This window comes from Paractinoplanes polyasparticus (assembly GCF_019710575.1).
In the GTDB taxonomy this organism is placed as follows: Bacteria; Actinomycetota; Actinomycetes; order Mycobacteriales; family Micromonosporaceae; genus Actinoplanes; species Actinoplanes polyasparticus.
The window spans coordinates 127,235-144,595 of sequence record NZ_JAHWFK010000031.1 but is presented as its reverse complement, the minus strand read 5'-3'; the positions used below and the strand labels follow the sequence as shown (position 1 = coordinate 144,595).

The following is a 17,361-nucleotide window of genomic DNA, read 5'->3' as shown; positions in this document are numbered from 1 at the left end:
GCCGGCGTCCATGGGTAAGGTACGACCATGACGGCTCCACCGGACGCGTTCGCCACTCCCCTTCGCCGGCGCCCCGACCGGTTGAGCGTGGCCGTCGTGCTCGAGCTGGTCGAGCTGATCGTCACCGGCCAGATTCCCGAGGGCGAGCTGCTGCCGCCCGAGGGACCGCTGAGCGAGCACTTCGGCGTCAGCCGCACCGTCATCCGCGAATCGGTCAAGCGGCTGGAGGAGAAGGGCCTGCTGATCGTCACGCAGGGCCGCGGGACGCAGGTGGCCCGGTCCGGCTCGTGGAACATGCTCGACCCGGTCGTGCTCGCCACGCTGATCGACAACGACGAGTCACTCGGCGTTCTCGACGAGCTCACGGTCGTCCGCGCGAATCTCGAGTCCGCCATGGCGGGAACCGTGGCCGCACAACGCACCGAGGAGGGCCTGACCCGCATCGCGCACGCGCTGGAGGTGATGCGGGAGCAGCGCCAGGAAAGCGATGCGTCCCGGCAGGCCGACGTCGTCTTCCATCTCACGGTCATGGAGTTGTCCGGCAACCGCCTGGCCGAGAACATCGCCAAGCGCCTCTATCTGCGGGCGCTGGAGAGCAACCGGTTCCACGGCATGGGCTACGAGAAGGCGTTCGAATCGACGGTCGACGAGCACGCTCTGGTCCTCGACGCGATCACCCGCCAGGATGTCGCCGCCGCCGAGACCACGATGCGCGACCACATCCTCGGCTCGTGGCAGCGGCGCCGGTTCGAGTCGCCGGCGCGCGACACTCCTTAGGACGGGACGGCGCCCGCCGGGAGGAGCCCGGCGGCGACCAGATCCGGCCAGAGCCGGCCCGGGATGCCGGCGGTGAACTGCTCGAGATCCTCGTCGACCTCGCGCGGTGAACGCATCCCGACCGCCACCGCGGCGACCGCGGGGTGCAGGAGCGGAAAGGCGAGAGCGGCGGCCGGCAGGGCGACGCCGTGGTCGGCACAGATCGATGCTATCCGCCGCGCCCGGTCCACAACGGCGGCGCCGGCCGGGCGATAGTCGTAGGTCGCTCGGGCATCGGGCTGAACGGTCGAGAGCAGACCCGTCGCGAAGACCCCGACGGCGACGACGGCCACTCCGTTCTCCGCGGCCGGGTCCAGGACCGTTTCGAGCGCTTCCTGGTCGAGCAGCGAGTACCGGTTGGCCAGCATGATCACATCGACCAGGCCCTCGCGGACGAGCGGGGCGAGCCCGGCGGTCGAGTTGGTCCCGATCCCGACGGCCGAGACGAGGCCCGCCGCCTTGAGCCGCGTCAGCGAGGCCAAGGCCTCCCGCGCCGCGCCGTCCCAGGCCTGATCGGGGTCGTGCGCGAAGAGGATGTCGACCCGGTCGAGGCTGAGCCGCTCGAGGCTCTCGTACAGCGAACGCTCGACCCCGGCGGCCGAGAAGTCCCACTGTCGTCCCAGGTTTCCGGGCACCAGGAAGCCGTCGTCGTCCTGGTCGAGCGGAGGCACCCGGGGAACGATCAACCGGCCCACCTTGGTGGAGATGACGAACTCGTCGCGCGGCCGGTGGCTCAGCTCCGCGCCGATCCGGCGCTCGGAGAGCCCGAGGCCGTAGTGCGGAGCGGTGTCGAAGTAGCGGACTCCCCGGTCCCAGGCGCGCCGCAGGGTGGCGCCGGCCCGTTCGTCGTCCATGGCGGCGGCGAAGTTGCCGAAGGGGGCGCCGCCGAGACCGATGACTCCGTGCGGTGACCGAGCCCGATCGAACAGCTTCGCGACGGCCGGGTTCATGTGCCGAGACCGTAGCAGGCCGTCGCGGTGCCCGACAGGATCGCCCGGCGTTCCCCCTCGCTCAGGTCGCTGATCAGCTCATCCACCGTTGCCCGCCAGACCACCGGCCCGGTGCTCAGGCGGGTCAGGGGCCAGTCGGAGCCGTACATGAGCCGGTCCGGCCCGAAGGCGTCGAGCGCGACGCCGACCACCCGGCGCAGCCGGACCGGGTCGCCCACCAGGCCGGCCAGCCCCGAGATCTTGGCGCGGACGTGCGAGTGGGCCGCGAGAGCACGCAGACCCGCCTCCCAGTCGGCGTCGTCGGTGCTCTCGGCGATGCCGCCGAGGTGGTCGAGAACGAAGCGCAGGCCGGGACGGCCCGCGGCCACTGTCGCCGCCAACGGCAACTGCCAGGGCCTGAGGACCAGGTCGAAACAGAGGTCACGGGTGGCGAGCGCGTCGAGGGCCACCCCGACGTCGGGGCGGCCCAGCCAGCCGGGATCGGGGTCGACATGAACCAGATGCCGGAGGCCGACCAGGCGCCGGCGGGTGCCGGCGCCCAGCGCGTCGAGCTGCGCTTCCACGTCGGCGGTGAGGTCGATCCAGCCCACCACGCCGGCGATCCGGCGCCCGGGATCGTCCAGCAGCCGTCCGGTCTCGGCGACGCTGTTCCAGGCCTGCACGACTATCGCGGCGTCGGCGCCCGTCGCGTCGAGCATCTGCTCGAGGTCGCCGGAGCTGAAGTCACGATCGATGGCTGCCATCGACTGCGGATCGATCCACGGCTGCGGGTCGGTGGCGAGGTTCCACAGATGCACGTGCGCGTCGACGACGCCGCTCATGACAGCGCAGCCGAGGTGTCGGGGACCAGACGCAGGCCGGCCCGGCGGGGGCGGACGTGCGGCCCGGCCGCACCGGCGACCGGGGTGGCGGCCCGGACGGCGTTGATGCGCTCCTCGTCGACCCGGATACCGATGCCGGGCTGGTCGCCCAGGACGATGCCGCCGTCCAGGATCTCCTGGTCGATCTCCACGCCGATCGGCGAGGTGAGGTGCTGGACCTCGAAGGCGAGGTGGTTGGGGACCGCGGCGGCCGCGTGGGCCACCGGATTGGCGTGGTACGTCACCGGGCTCACCGGAAGATCATGGCAGTGCGCGACGGCGGCCACCCGGAGGAAGTGGGTGATGCCCCAGACGTTGCCGACCTGCACGATGTCGACGGCGCCGGCGTCGAACAGGGGCCGGTACTGCTCCAGGCCGGTCAGATTCTCACCCGTCGCGACGCCCGCGCGGAGGTGCCGGCCGACGGAGGCCAGACCCGCCGCGTCCCACCGGCGCACCGGCTCCTCGATCCAGGCCAGGTCGATGTCCCGCTCGAGCTCGCTCACGAAGCGGACCGCCTGAGTACGGTTCCAGGCCTCGTTGGCATCGAGCATGAGCGCCGGATGCTCCGAGTTGCGGGCCAGCACGTCGCGAACCGCCAGCAGCCGGCGCCGGTCGTGGGTGACGTCGTGACCACCCTTGAGCTTGGCCGAGGTGAAGCCGCGGTCGGCGTAGCGCTCGTAGAGCCGGACGAGCGCCTCGTCGTCGAGGGCGATGTCGAGACCGGAGGCGTAGCCCGGCACGTACCGGTCCAGGGCGCCGAGGGTGCGCCACAGCGGCTCACCGGCCGCCTTCGCCTTGAGGTCCCACAGCGCCATGTCGATCGCGCCGATCGCCCCGAACGCCGCCCCCGCGTGCCCGGTCTTGAACACCCACCTCAGCATGCGGTCGTAGAGCGCCGTGACCGCGCGCGGATCCTCACCCTCGACAGCGCCGAAGACCCGGTCGATGTCGCCGTGGGCGCCGACCCCGACACCTTCGAGCCCCTCGTCCGTCTCGAGGATCAGGACGTGCACGTCGGTGAGCGGCTCGGGCATCACGCCGTTGGCGTCGCCGGTCAGCCGGCCCCAGTCGTGCCGGGTCAACAGGCTGCGGTAACCGGTGACTTTCATGGTGACTCCTGGTCGGACGGCATGGTGGTCACTCCTTGGTCCCGCCGGCTGTCATGCCGGCGACCAGGAAGCGCTGGGACACGAGGAAGACGATGAGCACCGGCAGCACCGAGACCACGGTCGCCAGGGCGAGCGTCGGCAGCTGCACCGACTGGGCGCCGGCGGAACTGGGGTTGAACGCCGGGGTGGACGCGAGCAGCGAGGTCAGTCCCACCTGGACCGGATAGCCGTCGCTGGAGGGCAGCATCACGAAGGGCAGGAAGAAGTTGTTCCAGTTCTGCACGAAGCTGAAGAACGCCACCAGGGCCACGATCGGCGCCGCCAGCGGCAGAGCGATCCTGGTGAACACCTGGAACTCCCGGCAGCCGTCGATCCGGGCCGCGGCCAGCAGATCCCGCGGGATGGCGGTGGAGAAGTAGATGTACGTCAGGTAGACCCCGAACGGGAAGAAGGACATCGGCAGGATCACCGACAGCGAGCTGCCGATCAGGCCCACGGCGTTGAGCTCGAGGAAGATCGGCAGCACGAGCGCGGTGTTCGGGATGAGCATGACGACCAGGGTCAGCACCAGCAGCAGCCGCCGGAACCGGAACTCGTTCAGGGCCAGCGCGTACCCGGCCGGGATGCTGGCGACCAGGGTGATGATCAGCGCACCCACGGCGTACAGGGCCGAGTTGCCCATCCACGTGGTGACCGCGCCGTCCTGGAACGCGAACAGCTGACTCCAGTTGGTCGACAGGCCGCTCAGGCTCCCCGGCGCGAACGGGTTGTCGACGATCAGGCCGCGCGCGGATTTTGTCGTGGCCAGCAGCAGCCAGACGAGAGGGATGGCGAAGAACAGCACGAAGACCGTCACCACGACCGTGACGATCGTCCGGCCGCTCCAGCCGGTGGGTGAGGTTCTGATGGGCGCAGAGGTCATGGGTTCAGTCCCGCTCGAACAGGCCGCCGCGCGTCACGAAGACGGCCGACAGCGCGAGGGCGATGACGAGCAGCAGCAGCGAGATCGCCGCCGCGCCGTTGAAGTCGTTCTGCTGGAACGCGTACTGGTAGGCGAGCTGGTTGAGGGAGTAGTCGTTGGGCACGACCGCGTTGCTGGCCTGGGAGAGCAACTGCGGCTCGACGAAGAGCTGGGTGCCGGCGGCGAGCGACATGATGCCCATGTACGAGATCCACTTGCGCAGCATCGGAATCTGGATGCGCCAGGCGATCTGGACGGCGTTGGCGCCGTCCACCCGGGCCGCCTCGATCACTTCGGCGCTGATGTTGTTGAGCGCCCCGTACATGATGACGATCCACCCGCCGGCGCCGGTCCAGAACGCGATGATCGCGAAGACGACCGGCAGGTTGCCCGGAACGATGACCTGCACGAAGCTGTCGAAGCCGAGCAGCCGCAGCAGGCCGCCGACCGGGCTGGCCGTCGGGTCGAGCACGAACAACCACAGCATCACGCTCGACGCGCCCGCCAGCGCCCCGGGCAGGTAGAAGACGAACCGCAGCGTACGGCTGAGCCACCGGACCCGGATCGCGTGGACGACGACGGCCAGCAGGGTCACCAGGACCACCAGCGCGACCAGCCAGATGACCAGGTACAGCGCCACGTGCGTGACCGCCGGCCAGAACCGGAAGTCGCCGACGACCTTGCTGAAGTTGGCCAGCCCGGCGAAGCCGCCCTCGCCGTCGGTGAAGGCGAGATACAGGGCGTAGAGCGCGGGCAGGATCCCGAACGCCAGCGTGAGCACCGCGTAGAGCGAGACGAAGCCGTAGCTCATCGCGGCGCCCCGCCGGGCGGGCGGCCGCTTGGCCGCCCGCCCGGTCGCCGCAGCCGCCGTACGGGCGGTGTCGACCATCGTCATTTGACCGTGTATCCGTCGACCTGCGCCTGGTTCTTGATCGCCGTCTGCCATTCGGGCAACAGCGAAACCAGGCTCTTGCCGCCGGCGATGCCCGGTGTCATCGTCTTGGCCCAGATGGCCTCCTGGCTGAAGATCCCCGAGCCCCAGCCGCTCCAGATCGACGTGCCGGCCTTGACCACGGCCTGCAGATCGGTGGCGTAGTACTTGCTCGCCTCCTGCTTGGTCACCCACTTCTGGGCGGCCGGCGCGTACGCGGGATACCCCGGAGCGACTTCGACCTGGTACTCATCGGCGGTCGTGGCGAATCGGACGAAGGACTCGGCCGCCTTGAGATTCTTGGAGTGGCTGCTGACGAACCAGGTGCCGCCGCCGACGTTGCCGGTCACCGCCTCCTCGCCCTGCCAGGCCAGGGGTGCCGCCACCCCGAGCTGCCCGGCCGGGACCTTGAGCGACTCCGGGTTGTTGAAGATGGCGCCCGCGTACCAGGCCGGCCCGGGCATCATCAGCACCTTGCCGGAGTACTTCTGGACGAACTCGGGCGTGAAGACGCTGATGTTCGGGGTGGTGCCGTTCTTGATCAGAGTGTCGAGCATCGCCGCGGCCCGCTGGCACTCCGGGGTGCCGGTGTTCACCGTGACGGTCTTCGGGCCGGTGATGTCGTTCGCCTGGCACTTGCTGCCCCAGAAGAAGACCTCCGGCGTCCAGGCGTCGCCCACCGTGCCGACGATGTGGCCGGGGTGCTCCTGGGCGACCTTCTCGCCGAGCGCCTGGTATTCCTGCCAGGTGGTCGGCACCTTGTAGCCGAACCGGTCGAGCAGCGTCTTGTTGTACCAGAGCACCGCCTGCGCGAGGTCGTTGCGCAGGCAGTAGACCTTGCCCTCGACGGTGCACGGGTTCAGCGCGCCCGGGGTGAACTTGTCGAGGGTGTCCTTGGCGACCAGCCCGTCGCTGAGCACGGCGGCGAACGCCTGCTTGCCGTTGCTCTTCTGGCTGGCCCACGCCGCGTCGTTGTTCTGGGTCGAGAACACGACGTCGGGCCAGCCGCTCCCGGCCCGGTCGAAGAGCTGCATCTTCGTCCGGAACGAGTTGGAGCCGTTGGCCGAGCCGTCGTAGGTCACCACGGTGATCGGCACCTCGGGGTGGGCCTTCTTGAAAGCGTCCGCGGCCTTGGTGCGGTCCGCGTCCACCCACACCGTGATCGTGGACTTCTCGTCCTGGGTGGCCTGGGGAAATCCGTACGACCCGGTGGTCGGACCGCTGTCGCTGTCGTTGCCTCCGCAGCCGGCGAGGGCCAGGATCAGCATCCCTGCCGTGCCGGTCATCGTCAGCAGGGAACGAAAGTGGTGAGCACGTCTGAAACGGACCATGTCGTCGTCCTTTTTTTGATGTTGCTTATTGACGCCTCGTTCATCGACCCGAAATATAAGAGCATACGTATGATGTTTGCAAGGGGGTCTCAGCTTGAAAGCCATCGCGTACGAGGGCACGGGACGACTGCGGACGATGTCCGTGGACGCGGCGCCACCAGGGCCCGGTGAGTTGCAGATCGCTGTGGCCTACTGCGGGCTGTGCGGCACGGATCTGCACATCGCGCACGGCAACATGGATGCCCGGGTCCGCACTCCCCTCGTCTTCGGCCACGAGGCCTCGGGCACCGTGGCCGCCGTCGGATCCGGGGTGGAGGGCTGGGCACCCGGTGACCCGTTGACCGTCATGCCGCTGCTCTGGGACGGCACGTGTGCCGCCTGCCTCGCCGGTCACCAGCACATCTGCCAGAACCTGACCTTCGTGGGTATCGACGCCCCCGGCGCCCTGCAGCAGCTCTGGAACGTTCCGGCCGAGATCGCCGTGCCGCTGCCGGCCGGCCTCGACCTGCGGACCGCGGCCCTCGTCGAACCCGTTGCGGTCGCCGTGCACGACGTGCGGCGCTCGGAGCTGCAGATCGGCGACCGTGTCGTCGTCCTCGGCGGCGGCCCGATCGGCGTCCTCATCGCCTGCGTGGCCCGGCACGCGGGAGCGGACGTCCTGGTGGCCGAGATCGACGAGAGCCGCCGTGAGCTCATTGCGGCCCTCGGGATCGACGTCCTGGACCCGGCGGCCGCCGACCTTGTTGCCGAGGTCGAGCGCCGGACCAACGGGACCGGCGCCGACGTCGTCTTCGAGGTCTCCGGCGCGGCCGCCGCGGCCCGCTCGGCCACCTCGCTGGCGAAGGTCCGGGGCACGATCGTCGTCGTCGCCATCCACTCCGCGGCCCGGGAGATCGACCTGCAGCGCGTGTTCTGGCGGGAACTGCGCCTTCTCGGCGCGCGCGTCTACCAGCGATCCGATTTCGAACGGGCGATCCAGCTGCTGCACCAGGGGGTCGTCCCCGGCGCCGAGCTGATCTCCGGCGTCGTCGCGCTCGAGGAGACCGCGACCGCCGTCAAGGACCTCTCGGCGGGCCGGGGCATGAAGATCCTGGTCGACGTGGCCGGCGAGGACCGGGCGTGAACACGTTGTTCGACCTCACCGGGAAGCTCGCGGTCGTCACCGGCGCCCGCCGGGGCATCGGACGCGCGATGGCCGAGGCCCTCGCCGCCGCCGGCGCCGACATCATCGGCGTCAGCGCCCGGCTGCGGCCCGACGACGAGGTAGCGGACACGATCCGTGGGCTCGGGCGGTCGTTCGAGGCGCACTCGGTCGACTTCGCCGACCGGGCGGCCGTGGTCGCCCTGGGCACCAACCTCACCGGGCGAGCCCCGGACATCCTCGTCAACAACGCCGGCACCATCGAGCGCGCGCCGGCCGCACAGCATCCGCTGCACTGGTGGGACAGGGTGCTCGAAGTCGACCTGTCGAGCCAGTTCGTCCTGACCCAGCTGATCGCCGGGCCGATGCTGGAACGCGGTCACGGCAAGATCGTGTTCACCGCGAGCCTGCTGAGCTTCCAGGGCGGCATCAACGTGCCCGGCTACACCGCGGCGAAGTCGGGGATAGCCGGGCTCACCCGCGCGCTGGCCAACGAATGGGCCGGCCGGGGTGTGAACGTCAATGCCATCGCACCGGGCTACATCGCCACCGACAACACCGCGGCGCTGCGCGACGATCCGGACCGGTCCCGCTCCATTCTGGAGCGCATCCCCGCCGGACGATGGGGGCGCGGCGACGACCTGGCCGGCGCGACCGTCTTCCTGTGCTCAGCGGCGTCCGACTACGTCTCGGGCGCGATCCTGCCGGTGGACGGAGGCTGGCTGGGGCGGTGACCTCGGCTTCTTTGATCGGCGAACGTCGATTGACAGTTTTTTCTTCTGGGTGCACTCTAAGTGCCATACGACGCGTGTTCGCCGGGTACGCGCGACACGGCCTCGGCACGGCGGCCGGCACCGGGTACTTCCGGTGCCGGTGCGGGTGAAGACAGGGCAGAGCACCCGCATGTCCTCCGGGCAGGGCCGGCATCCCCCGTCTTCCCCGTGGGCTGTGCGCACCCGTGGCATGTCCGTGCGTACGGCTCGGCCTCCTTCAGGAGTGACGAGTATGAAGATCAGACGCAACCTGCTGTTCGCCCTGACCACCTTGCTGACCCTGGCCGGTCTCGCCGTCCCGGCGGCCCGTCCGGCCTTCGCGGCCGCGCTGACCGAGGTGACCGGCTTCGGCGCCAATCCGGGCGGCATGCGTATGCACATCTACGTGCCGGACACCCGCCCGGCCAACCCGGCGATCGTGGTCGCCATGCACGGCTGCGGCGGTTCGGGCCCCGGCTTCTACTCCGGCAGCGAGTTCGCCTCCCTGGCCGACCGGTACGGGTTCATCGTGATCTACCCGTCCGCGATGCAGGAGGCAGGTTTCGGTAAATGCTTCGACACCTGGTCCGCGGCGGCCAAGCAGCGCAACGGCGGCAGCGATCCGATTTCGATCGCCTCGATGGTGGCCTACGCCGGCCAGCGGTACGGCGGCGACCAGAACCGGGTGTACGCCACCGGCAGCTCGTCCGGCGGCATGATGACCCAGCACATGCTCGCCCTCTATCCCGACCTGTTCAAGGCCGGCGCGTCCTTCATGGGCGTGCCGTTCAACTGCTTCGCCAACGCGGCCGACTACCCGCCCGGCGGTCAGTGCACCGGTGGCAGCATGAACCGCACACCCCAGCAATGGGGTGACGCCGTCCGCCAGGCGTCACCCGGCTACACCGGCGCCCGTCCCCGCGTGCAGCTGTGGCACGGCACCAACGACACCCTCGTGCCCTACTCCCTGCTGCAGGAGTCGATCGAGCAGTGGACCAACGTCTTCGGGCTCAGCACGACGCCCACGTCCAGCGACACTCCGCAGGCGGGCTGGAACCGCCGCCGCTGGGCCGACGCCACGGGCACCGTCCAGGTCGAGGCCTACAGCATCCAGGGCGCCGGGCACAGCCTGCCCAGCAGCGGCATGGCTGCTTCCGCCATCGCCTTCTTCGGCCTCACCACACCTCCGACCACCCCGCCCACCACTCCCCCGACGACCCCGCCGACTACTCCGCCCACTACTCCTCCGACGACCCCGCCGGCGACCTCGGCGTGCCGGGCCACCGCCACGGTCAACGCCTGGAACACCGGCCTGACCACGAACATCACCATCACGAACAGCGGCAACGCCACGATCAACGGCTGGGCTCTCGCCTTCGACCTGCCCCCGGGTCAGACCATCACCGGCGGCTGGAGCGCCTCCTACGCGCCCACCTCCGGACGGGTCACGGCGACCAACGCCGGCTACAACGCGAGCCTGGCGCCCGGCGCTTCGATCAGTGTCGGATTCCAGGCCACCCACACCGGCAACAACGGGGCGCCCACCGCGTACGCGCTCAACGGCTCCGCCTGCACAGGCTGACACAGGCATCGGCAGGACCGGGTGGACGGCACGCCGTCCGCCCGGTCCTCGGGGTCTCGGTATCGCATGCGGGCATGGGAAGATCCTCGGAGCCGTCAGCCCCCGATCCGGCCGGAGCCCGTCGCGTGACCAGCCCGTACGACATCGACGAGATCTTCCCGGACGACGCTGCGGGAACCGTTCGCCTACCCCGGCGGCAGGCCGGCAACTCACCGCAGGACCTGACGGTGACTCTGCTCGCCGACTACACCCTGAGCACCGGGGCCGAACTGCCGTCGGCCGCCATCGTGGCCCTGCTCGCCGAGGCCGGTGTGAGCTACGCCGGGGCGCGGACCGCCATCAGCCGCCTCGCCCGGCGCGGGGTGCTGCAGGTCCAGCGGCAGGGACGGCGGAGCGCCTACCGGCTCACCCCGGACGCGGCCGCCTTCCTGTCCGTCGGCGGCAGCTCGATCGTCTCGCCCGCCGGAGGCGCCGAACCGTGGGACGAGCACTGGACCCTGATCGCTTTCTCGCTGCCACCAGGGGAACGCGCCCAACGGCAGGAGCTCCGCAACAAATTGCGCTGGATGGGATACGCCCCGCTGTACGACGGCCTGTGGATCTCACCGCACGACCTTCCGGACAAGGCGCGGGCACAGCTGGCCCTCATGGGCCCTGGCACCATGACCGTGTTCCGCGCCCGGCACGTCGAACTCGCCGCCGGCCTGCACCGGACGCCCCTGGAGGCCTGGGACACCGCGGCCATCGCCCGCGAGTACGAGGCCTTCATCCAGCACTGGCGCCTCGTGCCGGCCCGGATCTCGACCGGGCGGCTGACCGGGGCCGAGGCGGTCCGGGCCCGCACCGAGGTCATGGACACCTACCGCCGCCTGCCCGTCCTCGACCCGCGCCTGCCCCTCCAGCTGCTACCACCGGGATGGCTGCGGGAACCGGCCCGGGCGTTGTTCGTCGCCGTCTACGACGGTCTGGCCGCCACCGCCCAGGATCACGTCCGTTCCATCGCGGCCCGCTCCGCCGACGGCCCGGTCGCCGGCATTCAGGCGCACAGCGTCGCCGACCTGGCCGCCGGCCTGCGCCCGGCGAGCCACTCGGTCTGACACTGTCACGGCCCCCTCAGCCGCCGTTACTGTTGTCCCAGCCTTCCTGCGGGGTCGCGCAGGTGCCGCGGAAGACGTACTGCGACGGCAGCTTGCGTTGCTCGCTGGTCCAGTCGATAGGCGGCCGCCGCTGCTCGGCGGGCAGGTAGCCGAGCCGGTACACGGCCATCAGCTCCAGGTCGTCCGGCACCTCGAGCAGGCGCACGATCTCGTCCCAGCGGCCGGGCACCTCCATCGGGAAGGAGATGAACTGGATGCCCAGGCCGAGCTCGACCGTGGTCAGCCACAGGTTCTCCATCGCCGCGCCCATGCTGAACACCGAATAGAACGACGACAGTTCGCCGGGCCGGTACTCGGACCGGTCGAGCATCACGCCGAGCAGCAGCGGGGACCCGGCGACGAGTTTGCGGTTCTCCTCGCCCAGGGTCTGCGGCACGCGCATGGCGTTCATGAGCTTCTGCCCGCGGCCGGTGAACACCTGGCTGGTGAACGGGCGCAGCGGCGCGGGCAGACGGTCGAACAGCATCCCGTCGCGCCGGCGTTCCATCTCCTGCTTGCTGAACCGGAAATAGGGCTTGTACCGCTCGAAGAACGTGCCGTTGGACATCGCCTCGGTCATGCTCTCGCCGCTGATCCGGGCGATGGCCTCGATCGCCGGGCGTTCCTCCACGATCACGAATCGCCACGGCTGGCTGTTCAGCTGGGACGGGGCCCGCCCGGCGACCTCCATCAGCAGCCGCTGATGCTCCTCGGAGACCGGGTCGGGCAGGAACGGGCCGTTGGTCGTCCGGCGGCGACGCACCACATCGAGAAACTCCATCAGTGACTCCTCCAGGCGGAAACGAGAGCGGCCGCGTACGCCGGCGCCGCCGACCCGGCCAGGGCGGCGTGCCGGCGGATTCGTCCACCGGCGTACGGCAGTGCGGTCAACGGGCCGAGCGCCGGCAGCAACGCGAGACCGGCGGGCCGGCGCTCGAGCGCGCCGGCGGCGACCGCGAGCACGGTGAGCGAGGCCGTCGCGCTGAACAGCGCGTGGTGGACCCAGCGGATGCGCCGGTTGTCGATCACCCCGGCGGCGACTGCCGTACCGAAGGCGGCGTTGACCGCGTAGCTCGCCGCGGCCGCGGTGACCAGGGTCCGGGTCATGAATGGCCTCTCTCGCAGATGAGCAGCAGGCGTTGCGGGAACATCGGCGCGACTCGCCACCCCGGCGGGACGACGGCTTGCAGCTCGGCTCGCCGGTAGCTGCGGCGGATGGAGAGCAGCCCGTCCTGATGGACGAAGGAGCGGCGGGCGAACGGCAGTGTGGCGGCGGCGTACAGGCCGTAGCCGACGCGCCCCCGGGCGAGGTCGTTGTGGATGACCAAGCGGTGGGACAGCGCCAGGCTGTCGGCCAGCAGGGCGGAGAGCTCCCCGGCGTCGAGGTGGTGCAGAAGGTGATTGGACACCACCAGGTCGTACCGGTCACCGCGGGCGACCAGCTCCGCACTCGACGCCTGTTCGAAGCGGACTCCGGCATCGGGAAGCCGGCGCACATGGCTCAGGGCACGCGCGTCCGGATCGATGGCTGTCGTCCGCAGCAGCAGCCCGTCGCGGGCCGCCCATCTCGCCAGAGCGCGGGAGATGTCGCCACCGCCGAAGCCGATGTCCAGCAGCGTCGTCGGCCGACGGGTGTCCAGATGCGGCCGGATCCGTTGCCGGTAGAGCCGCCGCCAGCCCGAGACGAGCCGATTGACCGCGGTGAACTGACGGTAGGTGCGCTCGAGCCGATCAGGGTCGCAGCCGGGATCGTCCATCAGCTCCCGCGATGCGGTGTCCCGCCGGGCAAGCCCGCGCACACTCGCCGTACGGCTGCTGCTCATGGTTCAGTTCTCCGATCTCTCCGCGACGGCTTGCTTACCCCCTCGGGAGTCAGAAAACGCGTCGATGGGGCCGGCATCGATACGAATATCTGTCACGTTCGGGCGTGGCGGAGTTTCCGATCTCGGCGACCGGGCATCACAGCACCCATGGCGGCCCTGCGGATGCTCAGACCACCGGCATCGGCGTCCGTACTGCTCACCTGGAACGCCGACAGCGTCACGGACCTGAGAAGGATCCGCGCGGGAATCCTGCGATTCTTGGCCGAGCAGACGGCCGGTCCCACCGACGACACGACGGCGGAGCAGATGGGACTCGTGGCGACCGAGCTGACCGCCAACGCCCTGCGCCACGGGCTGCCGCCGGTGGTGGTGCGCGTGCTGAGTGATGACGCCTGCTACTTCCTCGAGGTCAGCGACCACGCTGTTCGCGACCTTCCGAGCCCGGCCGACGCCGGTCCCGGCATCCGCGCCGGCGGCCGCGGACTGCCGATCTGCCTGGCGATGGCCGAGCAGGTCTGCTGGTACGTCACGGCGACGACCAAGCACGTCTGGGCCTCCTTCCCCCGGCCGCGGCCATGAGCCCCGTGTCATACCCGCGTGGTAGACACTCCGGTTGTGAGTACCTCACCCTTCACGATCTCCCAGCAGGAGGCGCCCACCGGCATCCTGCGGGTGACCTTGGCCGGCGACTTCGACGTGAGCGTCGGGCCCGCCCTCTCGCGCGCGTTGGCCGACGCGGCGCGCCGGCCCGGTGTCACGCATGTGGTGGTCGATCTCGAACAGACCCGCTTCATCGACTCGCACGCCGTGGCCGGCCTGGTGGCGGGCTATGAAGCCGCCACCGCGGCCCAGCGTCAGTTCACCGTCGTCAACGGCCACGGCACAGTTCAGGAGGTTCTGGACATAACGGGGTTGTCCGAAGTCCTCTGCCGCTGAAGGGTGTCCACCCCGTGATCACCACCTTTTCCGTACGGGACATCCCGTTCAGCTTCCCGGGATCCTGGTTCGACATCTCGCCCGTCATCGCGGAGAACGTCTACGCCGACGACCTGCACCTGGTGTCACACCAGACCGGCATGCACCCGGTTCTGCGGTTCACCGCCACGCCGGCGGGCGCGGACGTGGAGGCCACACCCACCCGGCTGCGGTGGCGGCACGGCAGCGGGCAGGTCGAGTTGGTGCACGAGAACGCCGGCACGGTCCGGCTACGCGGCGCCGGCCTGGGCATGCGCATCGCGGCCGCCGCTGAGACGCTGACCCCGTTCTCCGGCACCTACCTCTACCGTGACCCGCGCGACGGCGCCTACGTCTTCACGTCGTACGAGACCGGGCGGCGTTACCGGGTAACCGTGCTGAGCGCTCCCACGGGCGGCGGCGCGGCCGGCGTGGAGCTGCTCGGCATCGGGGAACGGCATCTCGATCTGCCGGACGGCCCCGACTGGGAGGTCGCCATCGAGGAATACGCGACCAGCCGCGATCCGTACCGGCCCGAGGCGCCCTTCGACGAGGTGGCCCGCCGTGCGGGTGAGGCTTTCCGGGCGTACGTCGAAGCGGTGGCCCCCTGGCGCGACGCCCGCACGCCGGCCGCGGAACTGGCCGCGTACGTGCTGTGGTCGGCGACCGTGGCCCCGGCCGGGTTCCTCACCCGGCCCGCCGTGCTGATGTCCAAGCACTGGATGGACAAGGTGTGGAGCTGGGACCACTGCTTCAACGCCCTGGCCCTCGCCGCGGGCGACCCCGAACTGGCCTGGCACCAGTTCCACCTTCCCTTCGACCATCAGGAACCGACCGGCGCCCTGCCCGACTCGGTGACCCATTCCGAGGTGCTCTACAACTTCGTCAAACCTCCCGTTCACGGCTGGGCCCTCGCTCGTCTGCGCTGCGACCTGGGCCGGCAGCTCACCCGCTCCGAAATGTCCAGCGCCTATCGGCGATTGAGCAGCTGGACCACGTTCTGGCTCACCCAGCGCCGCGTGCCCGGCCACGTCCTCCCGCACTATCAGCACGGCAACGACAGCGGCTGGGACAACGCCACCACCTTCGACGCCGGCCGGACGCTCGAGACGGCCGACCTCGCCGCCTTCCTGATCCTGCAACTGAGGGAACTCGCCGCGCTCGCCACCGAGCTCGGCGAAGCCGACGCCGCCGCGGACTGGCAGGCCACGGCCGGCCGGATGCGGGCCGCGCTGCTGTCGGACCTGTGGCACGACGGGCGATTCGTCGCCCGCGACCCCCGCACCGGACAGGCGCACGACAGCAGCAGCCTGCTCGCGCTCATGCCCATCGTCCTCGGCGACGACCTGCCCACCGAGATCCACACGGCGCTCGCCGAGCGGCTCGAAGCTCACCTCACGAAGTACGGGCTGGCGACGGAACCACCCGGCTCACCGCACTACGCCGCGGACGGCTACTGGCGAGGACCGATCTGGGCCCCGTCCACGGTCCTCGTCGAGGACGGCCTCCGCCGCGCCGGGCACACCGGCCTGGCCGACACCGTCAGCGACCGGTTCCGCGCCCTGTGCGAGCAGTCCGGCTTCGCCGAGAACTTCGACGCCGAGACCGGGGCCGGCCTGCGCGACCGCGCCTACACCTGGACGGCCGCCGCGTACCTCACCCTGGCCGCGGCCCATCAGCGCCGGCGCCTCGGCGCGGTCACGGCTTCCGGGCGACAGCGCCCCAGATGCTGATCCGGCTGGGGTCAGTGGTGTCGGCCTGCGCCTCGGGCCGCCACCGGCTGATCAGTTCGACGCCGGGGTCGACCAGTTCCAGGCCGTCGAACAGGGTCGCGAACGCGGCCCGGTCCCGCGGCCAGATGTCGCTGATCCCCGCATCGAGCAGCTGCTGATAACGGGCCTGTTCCTCGGGTGGCATGAAATCGAGCGTGAAATGGGTTGCCGCCAGATAGCTGCCGGGGGGCAGTGCGTCGATCAGCGTGCGCACGATGGCCTGGGCCTGCCCGTCGCCGGGCGGGATGAAGTGCAGGACGGCGATCAGCATCAGCGCCACCGGCTGGGACAGATCCAGCACCTGCCGTTCGCGGGCGGCGTCCAGAATGGCTTGCGGCTCGCGCAGGTCCGCCTCGATGTAGTCGGTGGCGCCCTCGGGACTGCTGGTCAGCAGCGCCCGGGCATGGGACATGACGAGAGGGTCGTTGTCGACGTACAGCACCCGAGCCTGCGGGGCTGAGCGCTGCGCCACCTCGTGCGTGTTGTCCGCGGTCGGCAGCCCGGTGCCGATGTCCAGGAACTGCCGTATACCGGCCTCGGCGGCCAGGTATTCGGTCATCCGGCGCAGCACAGCGCGGTTGGCCCGGATTCCGGCGCGCATCCCGGGAAACTTGGCCTCGATGGCGTCCGCGGACTCCCGATCGGCCGCGAAGTTGTCCTTGCCGCCCAGCCAGTAGTCGTAGCGACGGGCCGGGTGCGGCACCGATGAGTCGATCACTGCCGTCGCGGGATCCGGCTCGGTCACAGTGTCTCCCATCGATGTCGGAGGACGGATCCAGGAACTGTACCGATTCCGCCGATACAAAGTGGACCCGCACGGGCCGAGGTGGCGCGGTCCACACTAGAAGAGGAACACGTATCCCCATACGGCGAAGGCGGCCATGCCCGCAGCGAAGGCGGCGACCAGCAGAGCACCTTGTGACGAGCCTTCCGCTCCCAGCAGCACCATGGCGCGGTGGAAAGCATTGGTCAACAGGATGTAAGCGGCGAACGCAGTCGCGCCGGAAACTACGAAGACCATTACGCCCGGCAACGGCTTGTCGGCGGCCACGCCGGTCAGATTGACTGCCAGCCCGAAGAACACCGCGAAGACAGCCAACGGGTTCCAGAAAGCCATCCGCCGGGGAACCCGATCGCCGGGCACGCCTCTCATCTCCACCACGATTGCGATGAGCAGCGCGGCCTGCACCTGCGCGAACAGACCGGCCGCATCGGGAGACATGCTGCGAAGCGTATCGAT

The 17,361-nt window shown here is 70.1% G+C and carries 19 protein-coding genes; 8 read left to right on the top strand and 11 right to left on the bottom strand.

Annotated features, from left to right (window positions below):
• Positions 1-27 precede the first annotated feature (27 nt).
• The gene (locus tag KXC43_RS27695) at positions 28-777 is read left to right on the top strand and encodes a FadR/GntR family transcriptional regulator (protein ID WP_221379085.1); all 750 of its coding nucleotides are present in this window, start codon (positions 28-30) and stop codon (positions 775-777) included.
• On the opposite strand, the gene KXC43_RS27690 is transcribed toward KXC43_RS27695, so the two are convergent.
• The 6 genes from KXC43_RS27690 to KXC43_RS27665 are packed head-to-tail and all read right to left on the bottom strand — an operon-like array spanning position 774 to position 6,916.
• The gene (locus tag KXC43_RS27690) at positions 774-1,766 is read right to left on the bottom strand and encodes an aldo/keto reductase (protein ID WP_221379084.1); all 993 of its coding nucleotides are present in this window, start codon (positions 1,764-1,766) and stop codon (positions 774-776) included. The two genes, KXC43_RS27695 and KXC43_RS27690, sit on opposite strands and share 4 nt — an antisense overlap.
• Positions 1,763-2,587, bottom strand: coding sequence for an amidohydrolase family protein (locus KXC43_RS27685; protein ID WP_221379083.1), 825 nt, complete (start codon positions 2,585-2,587; stop codon positions 1,763-1,765). Before KXC43_RS27685 ends, KXC43_RS27690 begins: the two co-directional genes overlap by 4 nt.
• Complete coding sequence (locus KXC43_RS27680) at positions 2,584-3,738, bottom strand: mandelate racemase/muconate lactonizing enzyme family protein (protein WP_221379082.1); 1,155 nt, start codon at positions 3,736-3,738, stop codon at positions 2,584-2,586. Before KXC43_RS27680 ends, KXC43_RS27685 begins: the two co-directional genes overlap by 4 nt.
• Positions 3,739-3,766: 28 nt before the next feature.
• Entirely contained in the window at positions 3,767-4,660 is an 894-nt protein-coding gene (locus tag KXC43_RS27675; RefSeq protein WP_221379081.1) for a carbohydrate ABC transporter permease, read from the bottom strand.
• Between the two features lie 4 nt (positions 4,661-4,664).
• Positions 4,665-5,594: a carbohydrate ABC transporter permease gene (locus KXC43_RS27670; protein ID WP_221379080.1), complete on the bottom strand. Its 930-nt coding sequence runs from the start codon at positions 5,592-5,594 to the stop codon at positions 4,665-4,667.
• Positions 5,591-6,916 (bottom strand): ABC transporter substrate-binding protein, encoded by a 1,326-nt coding sequence (locus KXC43_RS27665; RefSeq protein WP_255644922.1) that lies wholly within the window; start codon positions 6,914-6,916, stop codon positions 5,591-5,593. The genes KXC43_RS27670 and KXC43_RS27665 overlap by 4 nt, the downstream gene beginning before the upstream one ends.
• 139 nt (positions 6,917-7,055) lie before the next feature.
• Here KXC43_RS27665 and KXC43_RS27660 point away from each other — a divergent pair, with 139 nt between their 5' ends.
• The 4 genes from KXC43_RS27660 to KXC43_RS27645 all read left to right on the top strand — a co-directional run bounded on the left by KXC43_RS27660 (position 7,056) and on the right by KXC43_RS27645 (position 11,533).
• Positions 7,056-8,084 (top strand): zinc-dependent alcohol dehydrogenase, encoded by a 1,029-nt coding sequence (locus KXC43_RS27660; protein WP_255644921.1) that lies wholly within the window; start codon positions 7,056-7,058, stop codon positions 8,082-8,084.
• Complete coding sequence (locus tag KXC43_RS27655; RefSeq protein ID WP_221379078.1) at positions 8,081-8,836, top strand: SDR family oxidoreductase; 756 nt, start codon at positions 8,081-8,083, stop codon at positions 8,834-8,836. Before KXC43_RS27660 ends, KXC43_RS27655 begins: the two co-directional genes overlap by 4 nt.
• A 271-nt stretch (positions 8,837-9,107) precedes the next feature.
• Positions 9,108-10,436 carry an extracellular catalytic domain type 1 short-chain-length polyhydroxyalkanoate depolymerase gene (locus tag KXC43_RS27650; RefSeq protein ID WP_221379077.1) on the top strand — a complete coding sequence of 443 codons (1,329 nt, stop codon included), beginning with the start codon at positions 9,108-9,110 and terminating at the stop codon, positions 10,434-10,436.
• Between the two features lie 74 nt (positions 10,437-10,510).
• Complete coding sequence (locus KXC43_RS27645; RefSeq protein WP_255644920.1) at positions 10,511-11,533, top strand: PaaX family transcriptional regulator; 1,023 nt, start codon at positions 10,511-10,513, stop codon at positions 11,531-11,533.
• Between the two features lie 16 nt (positions 11,534-11,549).
• On the opposite strand, the gene KXC43_RS27640 is transcribed toward KXC43_RS27645, so the two are convergent.
• The 3 genes from KXC43_RS27640 to KXC43_RS27630 are packed head-to-tail and all read right to left on the bottom strand — an operon-like array spanning position 11,550 to position 13,395.
• A complete protein-coding gene (locus tag KXC43_RS27640; protein WP_221379076.1) occupies positions 11,550-12,353 on the bottom strand; it encodes a nitroreductase family protein in 804 nt (267 codons plus the stop codon).
• Positions 12,353-12,679: a hypothetical protein gene (locus KXC43_RS27635; protein ID WP_221379075.1), complete on the bottom strand. Its 327-nt coding sequence runs from the start codon at positions 12,677-12,679 to the stop codon at positions 12,353-12,355. The genes KXC43_RS27640 and KXC43_RS27635 overlap by 1 nt, the downstream gene beginning before the upstream one ends.
• The gene (locus KXC43_RS27630; protein WP_221379074.1) at positions 12,676-13,395 is read right to left on the bottom strand and encodes a class I SAM-dependent methyltransferase; all 720 of its coding nucleotides are present in this window, start codon (positions 13,393-13,395) and stop codon (positions 12,676-12,678) included. The genes KXC43_RS27635 and KXC43_RS27630 overlap by 4 nt, the downstream gene beginning before the upstream one ends.
• 147 nt (positions 13,396-13,542) lie before the next feature.
• Here KXC43_RS27630 and KXC43_RS27625 point away from each other — a divergent pair, with 147 nt between their 5' ends.
• Genes KXC43_RS27625 through KXC43_RS52830 form a run of 3 tightly spaced genes read left to right on the top strand, consistent with a single transcriptional unit; the run spans position 13,543 to position 16,082 of the window.
• Positions 13,543-13,974 carry an ATP-binding protein gene (locus KXC43_RS27625; RefSeq protein WP_221379073.1) on the top strand — a complete coding sequence of 144 codons (432 nt, stop codon included), beginning with the start codon at positions 13,543-13,545 and terminating at the stop codon, positions 13,972-13,974.
• A gap of 36 nt (positions 13,975-14,010) precedes the next feature.
• Complete coding sequence (locus KXC43_RS27620) at positions 14,011-14,331, top strand: STAS domain-containing protein (RefSeq protein WP_221379072.1); 321 nt, start codon at positions 14,011-14,013, stop codon at positions 14,329-14,331.
• 14 nt (positions 14,332-14,345) lie between these two features.
• Positions 14,346-16,082, top strand: a complete 1,737-nt coding sequence (locus KXC43_RS52830; protein ID WP_221379071.1) for an amylo-alpha-1,6-glucosidase — start codon at positions 14,346-14,348, stop codon at positions 16,080-16,082.
• Here KXC43_RS52830 and KXC43_RS27610 read toward each other — a convergent pair.
• The gene (locus KXC43_RS27610; protein WP_308129283.1) at positions 16,048-16,866 is read right to left on the bottom strand and encodes an SAM-dependent methyltransferase; all 819 of its coding nucleotides are present in this window, start codon (positions 16,864-16,866) and stop codon (positions 16,048-16,050) included. The genes KXC43_RS52830 and KXC43_RS27610 overlap by 35 nt on opposite strands.
• 96 nt (positions 16,867-16,962) lie before the next feature.
• On the bottom strand, positions 16,963-17,343 hold the full coding sequence (locus tag KXC43_RS27605; RefSeq protein WP_221379069.1) for a hypothetical protein: 381 nt from the start codon (positions 17,341-17,343) through the stop codon (positions 16,963-16,965).
• Positions 17,344-17,361 lie beyond the last annotated feature (18 nt).